14 protein-coding genes and 1 pseudogene are annotated in these 15,864 nt (G+C 43.5%); 5 read left to right on the top strand and 10 right to left on the bottom strand.

All coding sequences use genetic code 11. From position 1 onward, the window contains the following. Positions 1 to 62: 62 nt before the first annotated feature. Positions 63 to 701, bottom strand: a complete 639-nt coding sequence (locus tag ACED53_RS20700) for a glutathione S-transferase family protein (RefSeq protein WP_017100132.1) — start codon at positions 699 to 701, stop codon at positions 63 to 65. Between the two features lie 410 nt (positions 702 to 1,111). On the opposite strand from ACED53_RS20700, the gene ACED53_RS20705 reads away from it, so the two are divergent. Continuing rightward, positions 1,112 to 2,494 carry an MATE family efflux transporter gene (locus tag ACED53_RS20705; protein ID WP_017100837.1) on the top strand — a complete coding sequence of 461 codons (1,383 nt, stop codon included), beginning with the start codon at positions 1,112 to 1,114 and terminating at the stop codon, positions 2,492 to 2,494. A 102-nt stretch (positions 2,495 to 2,596) separates the two neighbouring features. Here the strand turns inward: ACED53_RS20705 and ACED53_RS20710 are convergent, their stop codons facing one another. The 9 genes from ACED53_RS20710 to ACED53_RS20750 all read right to left on the bottom strand — a co-directional run bounded on the left by ACED53_RS20710 (position 2,597) and on the right by ACED53_RS20750 (position 11,112). Beyond that, complete coding sequence (locus ACED53_RS20710) at positions 2,597 to 3,223, bottom strand: LysE family translocator (RefSeq protein ID WP_017099433.1); 627 nt, start codon at positions 3,221 to 3,223, stop codon at positions 2,597 to 2,599. A gap of 282 nt (positions 3,224 to 3,505) precedes the next feature. Continuing rightward, on the bottom strand, positions 3,506 to 4,366 hold the full coding sequence (locus tag ACED53_RS20715) for a delta-class carbonic anhydrase (protein WP_017099434.1): 861 nt from the start codon (positions 4,364 to 4,366) through the stop codon (positions 3,506 to 3,508). Between the two features lie 359 nt (positions 4,367 to 4,725). Then, complete coding sequence (locus ACED53_RS20720; RefSeq protein ID WP_017099435.1) at positions 4,726 to 5,205, bottom strand: hypothetical protein; 480 nt, start codon at positions 5,203 to 5,205, stop codon at positions 4,726 to 4,728. A gap of 161 nt (positions 5,206 to 5,366) precedes the next feature. Next, a complete protein-coding gene (locus ACED53_RS20725; protein WP_029225305.1) occupies positions 5,367 to 5,744 on the bottom strand; it encodes a VOC family protein in 378 nt (125 codons plus the stop codon). A gap of 175 nt (positions 5,745 to 5,919) precedes the next feature. Continuing rightward, the gene (trpS, locus tag ACED53_RS20730; protein WP_017099437.1) at positions 5,920 to 6,981 is read right to left on the bottom strand and encodes a tryptophan--tRNA ligase; all 1,062 of its coding nucleotides are present in this window, start codon (positions 6,979 to 6,981) and stop codon (positions 5,920 to 5,922) included. 251 nt (positions 6,982 to 7,232) lie between these two features. Next, complete coding sequence (locus tag ACED53_RS20735) at positions 7,233 to 8,033, bottom strand: hypothetical protein (protein ID WP_017099438.1); 801 nt, start codon at positions 8,031 to 8,033, stop codon at positions 7,233 to 7,235. A gap of 161 nt (positions 8,034 to 8,194) precedes the next feature. After that, a complete protein-coding gene (locus ACED53_RS20740; protein WP_029225306.1) occupies positions 8,195 to 9,544 on the bottom strand; it encodes a D-serine ammonia-lyase in 1,350 nt (449 codons plus the stop codon). 154 nt (positions 9,545 to 9,698) lie between these two features. Further along, positions 9,699 to 10,481, bottom strand: coding sequence for a helix-turn-helix transcriptional regulator (locus tag ACED53_RS20745; RefSeq protein WP_017099440.1), 783 nt, complete (start codon positions 10,479 to 10,481; stop codon positions 9,699 to 9,701). Between the two features lie 97 nt (positions 10,482 to 10,578). Further along, positions 10,579 to 11,112, bottom strand: a complete 534-nt coding sequence (locus ACED53_RS20750) for a YbhB/YbcL family Raf kinase inhibitor-like protein (RefSeq protein WP_029225307.1) — start codon at positions 11,110 to 11,112, stop codon at positions 10,579 to 10,581. A gap of 243 nt (positions 11,113 to 11,355) precedes the next feature. Between ACED53_RS20750 and ACED53_RS20755 the strand changes: the two genes are divergently transcribed. From ACED53_RS20755 to ACED53_RS20770, 4 genes and pseudogenes are all read left to right on the top strand, one after another. After that, positions 11,356 to 12,765, top strand: a complete 1,410-nt coding sequence (locus ACED53_RS20755; RefSeq protein ID WP_017099442.1) for a DUF3404 domain-containing protein — start codon at positions 11,356 to 11,358, stop codon at positions 12,763 to 12,765. Then, positions 12,743 to 13,393 (top strand): response regulator transcription factor, encoded by a 651-nt coding sequence (locus ACED53_RS20760; RefSeq protein WP_017099443.1) that lies wholly within the window; start codon positions 12,743 to 12,745, stop codon positions 13,391 to 13,393. The genes ACED53_RS20755 and ACED53_RS20760 overlap by 23 nt, the downstream gene beginning before the upstream one ends. Beyond that, positions 13,390 to 14,220, top strand: a complete 831-nt coding sequence (locus tag ACED53_RS20765) for a DUF2861 family protein (RefSeq protein WP_017099444.1) — start codon at positions 13,390 to 13,392, stop codon at positions 14,218 to 14,220. Before ACED53_RS20760 ends, ACED53_RS20765 begins: the two co-directional genes overlap by 4 nt. Positions 14,221 to 14,340: 120 nt before the next feature. Then, a pseudogene (locus ACED53_RS20770) lies at positions 14,341 to 15,819 on the top strand (glycoside hydrolase); the annotation flags it as partial. Positions 15,820 to 15,864: the final 45 nt, after the last annotated feature.

Genomic DNA, 15,864 nt, shown 5'->3' on the forward strand with positions numbered 1-15,864 from the left:
TGTTCAACACTTGGGATTTAGTGTTGGCTACGCAACACCTTAATCCTTATTTGTTATGAGTATTACTTAAATGGGCTAAGATCGATACCCTCTAACTCGCAAACAGCCATGATTGTTGGATGTGATGATAAACGATTTAGATAAGCTGACAAATGTTCAAAACTTAATGGCGATTGCTTAATTGGTAAACACCACTCAGAAAGCATAAATAAGAAGAAATCACAGGCTGATATTTCATCGCCTAAAAGGTATTTATTACCCCCAAGTTGATCATTAATTACGGATAGTGATTCAGCAATTCGATCATCTTGCGCGGCAACCACATTTGGAATAGTGCTTTCATCATTTGTATGTCGATGTGGATAATATCGAACCATTAACTCAGCTTGAAGTGTATTATTCAAGTACGCTAACCATTGGAAAAACTGAGGTCTACTTTTGCTCCCCAACCGAGGGATTAAACCATGCTTAGGATTTTGCTCACAAAGATGAATACAAATAGCTGAACTTTCAAAGATTGCCATTCCATCGTCAATTAATGTAGGAATTCTACCCGCTGGATTCAATTTTAAATATTCAGCTGATTTGTGGAAGCTTGATTTCCTATCAACCAACAATAAATCATACTCTAATCCCATGAAATGCAATAAGAAGTGCGGGGCTAAACTCGCGTTGTTTGGGTAATAATATAACTGATACAAAATGACTTCCTTTTCTTAATCCACAAATACTCATAACAGTTCTTAGACAGAAAAATTCTGCATTTAAATATAGAATTTTTCTATCTAGTTTCTTATGCCATCAATTGTACTAAATTTAGTTCATCCATAACAGTGACTTATGATGTGTACATTGAAATTCAACAAGCAAATATAGAAACTTTCTATCTAGCATGATTCACATTAAAATCATCAGGTTATGTACATAGAAACAGTATCTAACACCATGCAAATCTAGCGTTCTTCCAGAGCAAATTAGCCCCTATAAATCCAATGCTTGACCCTATACGGTAAGGTGTTTATATTGTCGCCCGCCCAACGGGGCACATCCTAAAATGCACACCGGCCATCCTGCCATCATTCGTGTATTTATATTGATGTTGTGAACTTCCATGCTAACGAAACTTCGTCCTTTTACTCGTGAATCGGGTGCGCTTATGCATCTTTCGGTTCCTATCATTTTGACTCAAATAGCGACCCAAGCGATGGGATTTGTCGATACGACAATGGCTGGCCAAGTAAGCCCTGCCGATCTCGCCGCTATTGCACTGGGTACTAGCCTTTGGATTCCTGTGTTGCTGCTACTTCGTGGCGTGATTATGGCGCTAACGCCTGTAGTCGCTTACCACCGCGGCGCACGTGACTTTCAAAGTATCTCTGTTGAGTTCTTCCAAATGGTTTGGTTGGCATTAATTGCTAGCGTCTTGCTCATCGCTTACTTAGTGAGTGCGAAACCGATCTTAGAGTGGATTGGGGTTGCCTCTGAGATCATTCCAATTGGTAGCGACTATGCGTTTGCCCTAGCCTTCGGTGTGCCGGGTATTGCCCTGTTTTACACCTTGAATGGCTTTTGTGAGGGTATGAACAACACCAAAGTACCGATGATCATTTCGGTGGTTGGTTTGTTGGTGAATATTCCGGTCAACTACGTGCTTATCTACGGCAAGTTTGGCTTCCCTGAAATGGGCGCTGTAGGCTGTGGCTGGGCGACTAGCTTAGTGTATTGGCTAATGTCGGGAATGCTGTATTCCTACATTAAAGGTCATCACCACTACAAGACCATCATCAACTTTTCAGATGCGAAGCCAAAAGCAAAAGAGATGCTTCACCTTCTAAGATTAGGTTTACCTATCGGCATGAACATCGCGGTGTGCGGCAGTATCTTTGCGGTTATCGCGTTGATGATTGGTCGTATTGGTGCAGAGAACGTGGCAGCCGCGCAAATTGCACTTAACATTTCGAGCCTGACTTACGTGATTCCGATGAGTATCTCGTTTGGTATTACGATTCGTGTTGGTCACGCTTTGGGTGAGAAAGACGAACTAGGCGCAATTGAGCGCAGTAAAGTCGGTATCTTAGTTGCAGCGTTCATATCGTTGCTTTCGGTTGCGGTGTTCCTGTTATTCCCTGAGTGGATCATTAGGCTCTACACTAACGACCCTGCAATAAGTGCGACAGCAGCGGTATTGTTGACCTTTACTGCTATGTATCAATTCAGTGATGCTCTGCAAACCTCTGCTAACGGCGCACTGCGTGGCTATAAAGATACTAAGATCCCGATGATGTTAGCCATCGCTTCATACTGGGGCTTGGCACTGCCACTGGGCATGGTGCTCGGGCTAACAGACCACATTGTTCCAGCAATGGGTGAAGAAGGCTTTTGTATTGGTATTCTAACGGGCTTGAGCGTTTCAGCGACGCTGATGTTAATTCGCTTACGATACGTGATTAAGAAGCGCGATTTACTGCCTTCAATTAACGCAGTAATTCGATAATACTGGACTTGTAAGCCAATACCACACCGGAAAGTAAATACAAAAAAGCGCGTTACTGCCACTAGGCAATAACGCGCTTTTTCTTTTTAAATTGGACTGTATTTATCTGTTTATCGCCAAATATGAACCAGCCGCAATCATTATTCCACCAGCACTTTGATTTAGTCGTTTATGTGCGCGTGGCGTTTTAAGTAAACTCGCCATTCTGCCAGCCCCCATCGCAATCAGCATTAAACCGGACATCAGAGCAACCGCCGCTAAAACAGAAACCAAGACGATATCTTGTGAACGTAAAACCGTCAGGTCAATGAACGTCGGCAAGAATGAAATATAGAACAGAATCACTTTCGGGTTTGAGGCTGAAATCAAAAAGCCTTGCGCGAAACTAGCGAGTTCTGATTTCTGACTTTGTTTGGCAGCGAGCTCCGCTGAACCTTGCACTTCAGGTAGGCTCTTAAACATCTTGTAGCCCAAGTAAATCAGATAAGCAGCACCAAGGTAACGAATCACCTCAAAAGCAAACGACCAGTTCTCAGCAATCGTCGCTAGGCCAAAACAGGCAAGCGCAAGATAAATAAGGTCACTGCAAATCATACCTAACGATAGCGTGATGCACTTTCGCCAACCATTAACCATGCCTCGAGCTAAAATGGCAAATACGCCAGGCCCCGGAGTAATACCAAATATAAACATGGCAATAAAGAATGTAATCGCACCTTCTAGTGACATTAGACTGTCCTTATCTATAACCGAACATAATTGATCATGAACGTATCATGGAGTTTCGATTCGGGTAAAGAACATTTTTGACTAAGCGCGTTTAACACAACTCATGTTTTGAATAAGTGTGACACGTAATTTCCCCACCAGCCCCACCAGCCCCACCAGCCCCAAACATAAACTTAAACTTGAACTTGAACCAGTCACCAAAGTGTTTTTCGTTAAGACACAAAAAAGGCGAACCTAGAGGCTCGCCTTCGAAAACAATGATAGAAAATCAACGTGACAAGATTAGTTAGCGATTGGAGACAGTAACTCTGGGTTTACGACTATATTTCTTACACCGTGGGCGTGGTCTTCGTTAAAGTCATTACCTTCACACCAGCTACCCACTGTCGCGATATTTACTTTCGCGACTTGTGGTCTAACGCTCCATGTTACTTGGAAAGGTGAACCTTTCTCATTGTAACCAGGACCCGTTGTAGAACCTGCATATTGAATCGCTGAACCCGTATTTTGTGGAATGTTGGTTGCTTGGTGCAAACCATCCACTTTAGAGTGCTTAGTCAATGCTTCGAAATCGAGTGCTTTGTCATCATTTACTAATACATAAACTTGGGTTTCTACACGCAGTTGCGGGTTGGTAATTGCATCGTTAAAACAAGCGCCCAGTGTTTCACCCGGTTCAACTTGCGCCGTTGAATAAACATAGTGAACTTCAATGGTGTCGCCGGAATGCAAAGAGCCATGATCGCTCGGACAAACCTTGCCCTCAAATGGTTTCAGCTCAGCTGAACTCAACTTACCAGTGTACTTAAAGCCACTTTGGAAGCCCTTTCCATCACCATTACCAGCGTATTGGGTAAACTCACCACCTTTGTGCTCAGCGTTTTTATGGAAGTGAATATTACATAAATTCATGGCTGTTGAATCTGGTGCATCCGAAAACAGTCTGGTATTTGTTCCTTTCAATGAACCCAAATCTCGTGGGGCTTGCGGGCCAAAACCTTGCCCTTGGGTATTTTCAGAAAGCTTCGCTCTTTGTTCTGCGATAACACCATCTGAGACAGACTCATGGTTCACGTCAGATGCATTTGCTTGAGCAGATAACATCACCATCGCGACGCTTAAAAACACACTCTTGTTGTTCATATTTCTTCCCTAGAATATTGATAATAAAACCTAAACACCGGATGTAGCGGCAAATATATTACTATGCTCACAAGTGAGTATAAGAGTTGTCTTTGTAAGATTAGATTTCATTGCTTACTTTGGGATGAGTATTAGAACCCTCGATGTATAGAACAAGTCAAACACAGTAAATACGGCTACTCCCTTCCAGAACGAGTAATTTCCTACTTTGTTAACTGTCCCCTGACTCAGCGGCTTGATAAGCGATCAATGCATATAAAATGCAACAACGACAAGGTTTGTAAGATCAAAAAGGCGAACCACTTGGCTCGCCTTCACGTCTCATTCTATCTATTAGATTGGTGTTCTTGGTTAACGGTTTAACCATTACCGGTGGCAAATATCCCAAACGTCATGACGTTTAATGCATCTGTCACGCCCTCTAGTGATTTAATCACGGTCTTAGTCGGTTGGTTATGACGAATAAAATAGCTTCCGATGCCTTTTTCACCGCTACTGTTAGCATCGCTTTCAGTTGTTTCCGTCGCTGCTATTTGAGAGGGTTCCACAGATTCTGGCTCTGCATTGGCGCGAGTTATCGTGTCTTTATTTGAATCAAGGTTTGAGTTTGATTCATGATCAGTTATTGGTTGATGATTAACGAACGATTCATGGGAAGATTCAACGTTGGTCTCAGCACTTGTATCAATTGCGACATCGATATTACTCTCTTCTTCCAAGCTTTTAGACATTGCGTCTTCGTTGCTCAATGTATTGTCGTCTAGCTGATTATTACTCGTTGAAGAGCAAGCGGTTAAAAAAAACAGGCTAACGATGAATGTGAGTAAGTGTCTCACCATAATGATAAATATGACTTCAATAAAACATTGTTCGATTGTAGTTTATTTGAATTCCCATATCCAGTGCCAGAGATTAAGGATTAAGGATTAAGGATTAAGGATTAAGGATTAAGGATTAAGGATTAAGGCGATCGTAAGCGGAAGCAATTTAAGACTCAAATCTAGTAATTTGAAATCTCAATCAAGTTACCGTCAGGGTCTCGAATATAAATAGATTGAATCTTTCCCATCGCACCTGTTCTAGCTATTGGGCCTTCCTCTATTACAACGCCTTGGCTCTCAACGTGCTCAATAACTTCCACGAGAGGCGTGTTAGATATGAAACATAGATCCGCACTGCCGACTTGCACACATCTAGCCTTTGGTTCGAACTCATGACCACTCAAGTGTAGATTGATTTTCTGAGCACCAAATGACAATGCCAACCTGCCCTCGCCAAATTCGATGGGCTTCATACCTAATACGCGCTGATAGAAATCTACCGTTACCTCTATATCTTTAACGGTTAGTACCAAGTGATCTAAATGACTGATTTCCAATTTAATCATCCTTGTTTCGTCGTTACTGAATATTGCATACTAAGTGCTAATTAACGCTAAGCCACATACTCTAATGTTGGACGTGCCAACACAAGATAAGCAAGCAGCCCTACTTCTCACTTTAGTGATTAAAGAGAGCACCGATTGCGCTCCCTTTTTAGATTAATCAGAAGGCTTACAAGATGTTCAGACCAAATAGCTCTTTAACATCAAACAATACGGTCTCTGCTCTTTCTCTCGATACCTGAGTTCCTTTGCGCAAAATATCGATGAGCTGCGCTTTATCATCCAGTAACTCAGCTCTTCTTTCACGAATAGGGCGAAGCATCTCTTGCAGGCACTCTTCCAACACTTTCTTAGTTTGTCCATCGCCTAGCCCACCTCTTTGGTAATGCTCTTTTAGTTGACTGACATAGTTAGCGTCTGTGTGAAAAGCATCAAGATAAGTGAACACGATATTGCCTTCTACCTTGCCTGGCTCTTCAATTCGTAGATGATTTGGGTCGGTATACATGGATTTGACTGCAGCTCTGATCTCTTTCTCTGTTGCACCCAAATTAATGGCATTGCCCATCGATTTAGACATCTTACTTTTACCATCAGTACTAGGCAGACGAGATGCATTACTGAGAAGTGGTCTGCATTCATTCAAGATTGGTTTGCCAGCGAGCGAGTTAACCTTTCTTACAATCTCATTGGTTTGTTCTAACATCGGCAGTTGATCATCACCGACAGGCACTAAAGTCGCGTTGAAAGCGGTGATGTCTGCCGCCTGAGAGATGGGATAAGTGAGGAAGCCTGCTGGAATTGAACGTCCAAACTCTTTGTTCTGAATTTCGCTTTTGACCGTTGGATTCCGTTCTAAGCGAGCGATAGAAACAAGATTGCTGTAGAACATGGTGAGCTCAGCTAACACCGGCAACTGTGATTGCAGACAAATCGTTGTCTTGGTCGGGTCAATACCCACCGCAAGATAATCAGCGACCACATTAAGAATGTTGGAAGAAACCTTCGAAGGATTATGGGCGTTGTCGGTAAGCCCTTGCATGTCAGCGACCAATATCGTTTGGTCGTGAATATGCTGCAAAGAGACTCTTTGTTTAAGGGAACCGACGTAATGGCCCAAATGCAAAGGCCCAGTAGCTCTATCGCCAGTCAGAATGATTTCAGGCTTGTTGGTATTGTTCTTACTGCCAATATTATTGCTGTCGGTATGGCTGTTTGAGTTGGTATTCATGGCGTATCTCCAAGTTAAAAAGGCTACTGGAGATAAAAAGAGGCGACATTTTTGATGACATTCTTAGCTACCGTCCAGCAGCTAAAGAATGTAAGTATTCCGTGCTGCTCTATTGAGAGCACCACCAAAAGAAAATTGAAGTTGAAGCAGAATTAAATTTCATGGTTAAAACCTATCAACAATACAGACGAGCGACAACTGTTATTTACGCGCACCAAGAAAATAGGTCTTAAGATTAACAGGTTATAGGCTTAATCTTTACTGGAACACAGTTCAGTGATTCGGTCACACATGGCTTGGTTAACTGTGAAGTGGGTGTTGAGGAACGCTAGTTGGGCAAGTGCCGATTCAGCCGTGCGCTCGTAACCTTGGGTAAAGGTTGGTAGCAATTGAGCAAACTTAGGAAAGCGTGCTTCTAGCCTTCTATCCGACATAAATTCATCAACGAATTCAGGCTCAGAATGCTCAGTTTGATCCACAAGATCGATCAAACGATCAAGTGCGTAAGATTGAACGAACCGACTGCCCGACAGCTTTTCGCCTCGATTATAACGAGACATGCCGACATAAAGATTGGTTAGAGCCTCACCAATGATCCACTCTTCGGAGTTAGTATCTGCCTCCCCTTTTACTGGTGGGATACAGCACTGAGTATCAAATTCAGGTTGCTGCCAAACAATGCGCCCTTCAGCAAATGGAATATGCGCTAACTCGTGGGATTCAAACACCGCAAATTCGCAAAAGATTCCGTCAGCGTACAGGACTTTATAACCATCGACGGTATTTCTCACTGCGTAGTCGATTGGGTGAATATCAGATAGCCAATGCAAACTGTCTAAGAAATACTGCTTGTACCCTGTTTGCACTATTGCGAAAAAATCGACATCTGAATACTGATCAAGTCGCTCTGTTTCAATACCTACTGAGCCCAACCCCAGCAAAGCATGAGCCTTACCCGATGCTTTCAAAGACTCCCCAATCGCATCTAAACGCTGGAGTAATTTTTCTGGTATGTTTATGTGTTTTGTCTGAATATCTTTATCCGTTTGCATAGCTTAATCCCTATCAAGTTGAATGCCACTCAACCTAACTGATAGTTAGAACATCTAAGAAGCTTAATTTATAAAATGTGTGTTTTGGATAACGATCTGCGCAAGTTATTGCTTCGTTTAAACTCATAAATCATCCACCAGAATCGGACTTTCTATCCGATTTACACCGAAGACTTGGCTAAATACGCTGCCATTTCTTGCTCTGGAACCATACCGCCACCAGTCGCCCAAACAAGATGAGTGGCATTGGCTAACGTAGAATTATCGATGCCTAACCTTTCCAGATACTCACTATTTTGCTCAACATGAATCGCTCCCGGCATACCCGCTAGCGCTGAAGGCTCAAGTTGAATGCCCTCTGCTTGATTCAGTTCACCTAGCAATTGGTACATGCGTTCATCGGTTAATGTGTAATAACCATCAAGTAAACGCTCCATCGCGCGCCCCACAAAACCTGAAGCCCGACCCACCGCCAAGCCGTCTGCTGCGGTTAGATTATCAATACCGAGATCTTGGACTGCGATTTCGTCATGCAAGCCGGTATGGACACCCAACAACATACAAGGCGAATGGGTCGGCTCAGCAAAAATACAGTGTACATGGTCACCAAAAGCCATCTTCAAGCCAAATGCCACACCACCGGGGCCGCCACCGACTCCACATGGCAAGTAAACGAACAGTGGGTGTTCTTTGTCGACGACAATCTGTTGCTGATCAAATTGCTGTTTGAGCCTTTGTCCTGCCACCGAGTAACCAAGAAATAGAGTTTGAGAGTTTTCATCATCAATGAAAAAGCATCGTGAATCTTGTTCTGCTTCTTTGCGACCTTGTTCTACTGCAACGCCATAATCTTGCTCATATTCGACCACATTGACACCATGCTCACGCAGTTTGTTTTTCTTCCACGCTCTCGCATCAGCAGACATGTGAACCGACACTGTAAAGCCTAACTTGGCACTCATGATGCCAATCGACATGCCTAGGTTACCCGTTGAGCCTACGGCAATGCTGTATTGTTGGAAAAAGTCACGGAATTCAGGTTCGAGCAACTTACTGTAGTCATCGCTCTCACACAGTAACCCAGCTTCAATGGCAAGCTTCTCGGCATGCGTTAGTACTTCATAAATACCACCACGGGCTTTGATTGAACCTGAAATCGGCAAGTGACTGTCTTTTTTCATCATCAAACGCCCTTTGATAGGCTGCTGATAATGCGCTTCTAAGACTAATTTCATTGATGGTATATCAATAAGCTCAGACTCGATGATGCCATCGGTCACTTGTGTTTCAGGGAATGCCTTCGCCAGATAAGGGGCAAACCTTTGTAATCGCAGGCTTGCACCTTGAATGTCCTCTTCGCTTAACCCCACATAAGGTAAACCCTGTTCTAACGTCGTGATGTTTGGGTTAAACCAACTCACTTCTTCTAGCGCTATAAGTTGTTTTAACAACGGGAAATCGTTGGTGAGCTTGTCTATATTTAATTCACTTTTGGGGTTCAATTCAGTCATGGGTGACCTTCTATGGTATAGCGCCATCATCTCTGGTACACAGCAATCTGCGCTCGTACAAACATTTGGTTTTGAGCCTATTAAAACGGTATTCATTTAATTATTCAATGACCTATAATTAACTAGGCTTACTTTGCTCGATACGTCTTACGACTTAATTGCTGACCACTGTCTTGATGTATTCACTAGGCGATAAACCAAATTTTCCTTTAAAGCGCTGACTAAAACGTCCTTCCGATTGATAACCGCAAGACTGGGCCAATATCGCCACATTCTGCTGTCCGTTTTGCATCAGATAAAGTGCGTGACTCAACCGAACTTCAGCCAACACCTCACGATATTGCATACCTTCCAGTTTGAGCTTTCGGATAAGCGTGGCGCGACTCATCGCAAAGCGCTCTGCTACCGACTCTAACGGATGTTTGTCGTTCGGTGAATGCGAAAGGTAGTGGCTAAGTTTCTGGCTAAACGAAACGTTTGAGCTAATAAACAATCGATGCAACACGCCCTTCTCGGCTAATTGCTGATACAAACCCTGCAACCAAAATTGTTGGGTTTGTTCACTCATGCTCTGACGATCAAACGAAAACAACGCATTGAGAGAATCTTGCAAACCTCGATCTGCCTCCACGGTGGGTAAATCCAGTTCAATTGCTCGATCCTCACTCAGATCGAGCATTGCTTGCGTCGGTTGGAAATGAAAACTGAATACACGCGAAAGGAAACGCCCTTTGTGGGGCATGTTCTCAAAACTCAATGACGCTGATGCCTCACACAACAGCAGCTCAGAATGTGAGAGTTCTGCCGCTGAGTCTTTCCAAAACAGGCGCTTGCTGCCTGTAATGATCTGAATAATACTAGGGGATAGAATCCTCACATTACGCAGTTTTTGTAACTGCTCTGCACGAAAGATCGTCACTTGATATTGATGATTCATCTCATCCCCTTATTTGCTTATTTGCTTATTTGCTTATTTGCTTATTTGCTTATTTGCTTATTATGTAGGTGTATAAGCTTTTAACGTACATAAGCTATTAGCGTGTATAAGTTGCCGTCAGTTTCGCTTTGTCTAAAGCCATGCTGTTCAACGTGAATCCAACCACTGCCGACGGCGTGTTTTCGTCTAGGTTAAGTTTGTCCGTTGGTAATGCCCAAACCGTGAATTGATAACGGTGCATACCATCTTTTTCTGGAGGGCAAGCGCCACCGAAACCTACCGTTCCATAATCGATTCGGCCTTCTTTGCCACCCACTTTAGAGATATCGACACCGCGAGGTAGGTCGCTCACTGTTGCTGGAATATCAAACGCGACCCAGTGCCAGAAACCACTTTCAGTCGGAGCGTCTGGATCATAAGCCGTGACTGCAAAGCTTTTGGTTCCTGCTGGAGCATCTTTCCACATCAATTGTGGTGATAGGTTACCGCCGTCACAACCCCAACTTGAGTATTCAAAGGTCTTCGCCATTGGGTGACCTTCTTGAATATCGTTGCTGATTAATTCGAACGCTTGAGCAGAGCCTGCCGCCAAAATACTAATTGCTAATACTGATTTGATGATGAGTTTCATGATAGTTCCTCTTATTAGGTATGAGTCCAGTATAGTTCCCTCCACACGCCCAGTGATGACAATAAGTACACAATTATCTAATTTAACCCAAACAAATGATACTTACTGTATTTTTACTTTATTATTTAAAAGCATGACCCACTCGACAATTTGTTGTTAAAAGAACACTTGTTGACATTCAGGTTACAAATCGCATCCAAAACTCTTTAGACTCTCCCCACGACTTTTAACGAGAATGATTGGATGCACAGGTTTACATTGGCTCTTTGCTTAACCTTTTGGCTCCCTACACTAGCCAATGCCCAAAGTTTGCAAGACAAGTGGCAAACTCTGTATCAATTGAGCTGGCAATCGTCTCCTATCTCAGTTTCTCAGAAAGAGTTAACCCAGTACCCGAAAGCACTTCTTCAGGAAAGCAGCCGCTACCCGGATTTCAACCAATTCAGTTGGGAAGACATCGCCGCACTCGCCTCGATACAAGATCACTGCCGAGCGATTGAAAATGCCAACCCTTCTTTGAACGATGCCATCGAATTCGAACTCGCTGTGTGTCAAGAACAACCCTTGGATTCAATCTGGTTCGCGGCACACTCAAAACGACACCCTGCTGGTGGTAGCTTCGCTGATCGTTACGTAGCTCGTTACCCAGAAAACAGTGAGCAAATTCATCCGTTTTTGAGTATCAGTAATCCTTTGCATCCGTTATTTTCCAAGCTAGAAAACTTAACCACGCAAGGCAGAGAAGCACTGCTCAATGGATACCGCGCTTGGCAACAAGGTGATGAGCTTTGGTTGAGTGGCGAACAAGGTTGGAAAGCGATTCCATCGGAGGTTTGGAAGCCTATCGCCGAGCAACAAGAAGTGACCTTGTCAGCCGAAAGCTGTTCTTTTCGTTACAGTAACCTGTGCCTGAGCGAGTCGAGCAACGACAACCTGATCATGAAAACGTTGATCTTTACATTGCTGTTTACATTGTTATCCGGGCTCGGCAGAGTCTTATACCTAAGAACAAAACAACGAAAAGAGAGGCAGTTCGTTTTACAGCTTCTTACTCATGAACTGCGCACGCCAATTACTAGCCTAGGCTTAACCGTCGAAATGTTTAGAAATCGCTACGATGACTTTTCTGATGAGACCCAAGGGGCAGTTTGGCGTTTAATTTCAGACTATCAAAGGCTTTCTCAGCTCACCGAAAACAGCAAAGTGTATCTAAGTTCGGATCAGTCGGAGCCTTTGTTGAAGCAAAACGCATCATTGGAAGAGTGGCTCGACCATGTCTGCGAAAAGCACAATATTACTTATCAGTGTGAAGCAAGAGATGTTGAACTTAACCTGCCTTATTACTGGCTGACTATCTGTCTTGATAACTTAATCAAGAATGCTAAGCAGCATGGACAAGGTAAGGTTTTAGTTAAAGTCATCCTCGCAGATAAACTGAGAATAGAGGTACAAGATGAGGGTCACTTCCCCTCTTTGATACAACGACTTATTTCAAGAACAACACCGTGCGGCAATCATAAACAAGATAATATGGGCATTGGCCTGACTATTGTCGAACACTTGATGAAACAAGCGAATGGCCGTCTCATCATTCTCCGTAATCCAACCCGATGTATTTTGGAAATCGCTTATGAACACCCTACTGCTGATTGAAGACGACCATCTACTTGGACAAGGCCTCGTCAGCTTCTTTGAGTCCAATGGTTACCCATGCCTTTGGGCGAAGGATTCAGAGAGTGCCAGTAAGCAATGGTTCCGAGCCGATCTAGTGATACTGGATCGACAACTCGAAGACGGTGACAGCTTGCGACATTTGCCGAATTGGTTACTGCTCAAAGCACTACCGGTGATAGTGTTAACGGCTAAAGTGGAAGTTCAACAACGTGTTGAAGGTTTAATGGCAGGTGCCAAAGATTACGTGACTAAGCCATTTTCGAACGATGAATTACTTGCTAGAGTCATTACGCAGCTTCGCCCGTTAGGTGTTAGCCACTTAGATTACGCAAATATCCAAATCAACTTGTCGGAACGGATAGCTTATCTGGATGAAAGTCCAATCACGTTGAAACCTAAAGAGTTTCAGCTATTGGTACTGTTTATTCAGAACCAAAGTCGTGTGTTTCACCGAGATGAGTTGCTCAATAAAATTTGGGGTTATCAAGCCTTCCCAAGCACAAGAACCGTTGATAACCACATACTGCGTTTACGTCAAAAGCTTCCAACGCTGAAACTAGAAACGCATCGTGGAGTTGGTTATCGTTTGGCTGGGGAATCACAATGAAAGTAAACTCTCTAACAGCACTGTTCTGCACATTACCCTTTACAATGCCCTTTGCGTGTAATGCGGCTTGGTTTACAGACACGCCATTGCAACATACGTATCAATCACTGCTCGATGATCAACCGCAAGTTGCGTGGCAAGAGCTACAAATCGCACTCGATCAACAAACACTCGATAGTGAGCTTTGGTTGCCAGTTAAACAAGAGATACTGAGCCAAACTCAATGCGGAACTTCACTAAGACAAGACACTGAGACGAAACATCACATTCAAGTTAGCTTCATTCGACGCTACGGCCTTTCATCGCAAGGTTATCAAATCAAAGTCGCTGCAGAACAACTCAGTGAAGACATGAAAACCCAAACACAACCTATCTCTCTGGTCTCCCCTAAAGGTAAAGTCCTTCTCGATGGACAACTCGCTTCTAACAATGAGTATCAAGAGATTGAGACCGGTGAAATGTTTATCAAACCCGAATCTGGTGTTTATCAACTAAGGATAGGTTCGAACCACTATCCTATTGTTGTCGCTTTAGACAACAGCAAGCGATGGTTAACACTCGAAAGTAAACTCAGCGAACCACATATCGTGATCACGCCACCGAAGGTGATCGACAACTGCCCTAACGCCAATGTGAGTTGGCAATGGTTCGATGAGAACTACAACCTGTTAGGCTACAAAGTGCCAATCAAGACAGCGCAAGCACCCGTTCCCACAGAAAGCCCACTAGGGACTAATGCTAAACACTTGAGTGCTTCGGTTGAAATGTTTGAATACCAAGGTACGATTGAAGTCCAATATGTGCAGCGTGTCACGGTGCCTTTCTAATGGAATGCTTTCAGAAGAAGATTAGAAACTAGGTAATGCAGAAAATAGAGACATATAGGTGACAAAGCACTAGCGCTACTTGGGTGTAATAACCGTACTTACCCTTTACGGAATCTAGATATGCTCAGCGTACGTCACCCACTCAATCTTTCTACTTGTGCCATTGTAGCTTTAACAACAGCTTGTCTGTTTTCATCCAATGCACAAGCGAGCCAAATAACGCTCACCAGTAATAGCAGCGTTAGCGCTAACACCACTACCAGCAATACAGTCTCTATTTCATCGAATACTTTAGAGATAGATTGGAACGGCTTAAGCGTTAACAGCGGCGCTCTCACCGTTGATAACCAACCACAGAAAGTGACGAATCTAGTCATTGGTCTTTCCGATAAAACTAACTCAGCAAAGACCGCAACTTGGACCTTAGTACCTAGTGGGATAAACATTGAGGCAGAACTAAATCAAGATCAACTCACTTTTCAGTTCAGCTTCCCTTCAAATATACAGGTGAAACGTAACCAGCCCGTAGAGTTGGCGTGGTTTGATCTTGCAGAACAACAAACTCAGACCCTATTTCTTCCTTTTAGCGAAGGCATGCGTGTACCTACAAATAACAAGCTTTGGGGTAGTTATCTAGTCGACAACCATTCAGGAAGTAACACCACTCAAGACTTAAAAATGCCATTTTGGACGATACAACAGGATGATCAACTCATCAGTTATCAGATGATGAATCCGACAAACAACCAATTGTTCTTTTCTGATGTATCGTCGGATACGTCCTCTGATAAGAAGACCAATATTGATATGAGCGCTTCGCACCAATTTACAACGTTGAATCAATCACAGCCCTTTACGGTTCGCATAACACTTGGAGACTCTTGGTTAGATGGCGCCAAACAATACCGTGATTGGCGTATTGAGAATGGTCTCTCTGAATCGCTTGTCGAAAAGCAAAAGCGTAACCCAGATGTGAATAAGCTAATCGGCGCAAGCCACGTCTACTTGTTTGGTAAAGATGCTTTAAGTATCCAAGATGTGAGCGATTGGTGGGGATTAAAAGCCTGGTATCTAGAAGACTCTCAATTAGACATTTCAAGTGAAGCGAAGCGAGAGTTATCCCCTCTGTCTAAAGGCAAAGATTGGTTTAGCCAGTATCACAAACAGCTGCTGCTAGACTCTATTAGCCAGTCATTACAAAGCTTGTATCCTGTTGCAACGCCAACACTTGCTGATAACACCATTAAAGCCCAACACACCTCAGCTCAAAGCAAGAAAAGCTGGTTGATTAAGCATGCGTCCTCTTATCTCAATGATCCGGATACTTGGGGGCAAGCCTTGTCATCAGGCATGGTCAACAATCTGAACAAAGCAGGATTAAACAAGCTTTGGTTAGGCTTCGATAACTGGATGCCAGCATTCTACCAACCGAATGCAGTAAAACTGGCTAAGCAATCTGGTTATCTGGTTGGAACCTATGACTCCTACAACACAGCCATTCCTGCGAAGCTCAATGACAACTGGCTAACCGCTCAATTACCAGAGCCGATGCGTCAAAGTTGTGCGATTGAACTAGCGGATGGCAGCCTAAAAAAAGGTTCATCGCGGATTAGCGGGAACTCAAAACAAAAACGGTAGTAAGTG

The organism is Vibrio sp. 1F169 (assembly GCF_041439605.1).
GTDB classification, from domain to species: Bacteria; Pseudomonadota; Gammaproteobacteria; order Enterobacterales; family Vibrionaceae; genus Vibrio; species Vibrio tasmaniensis_A.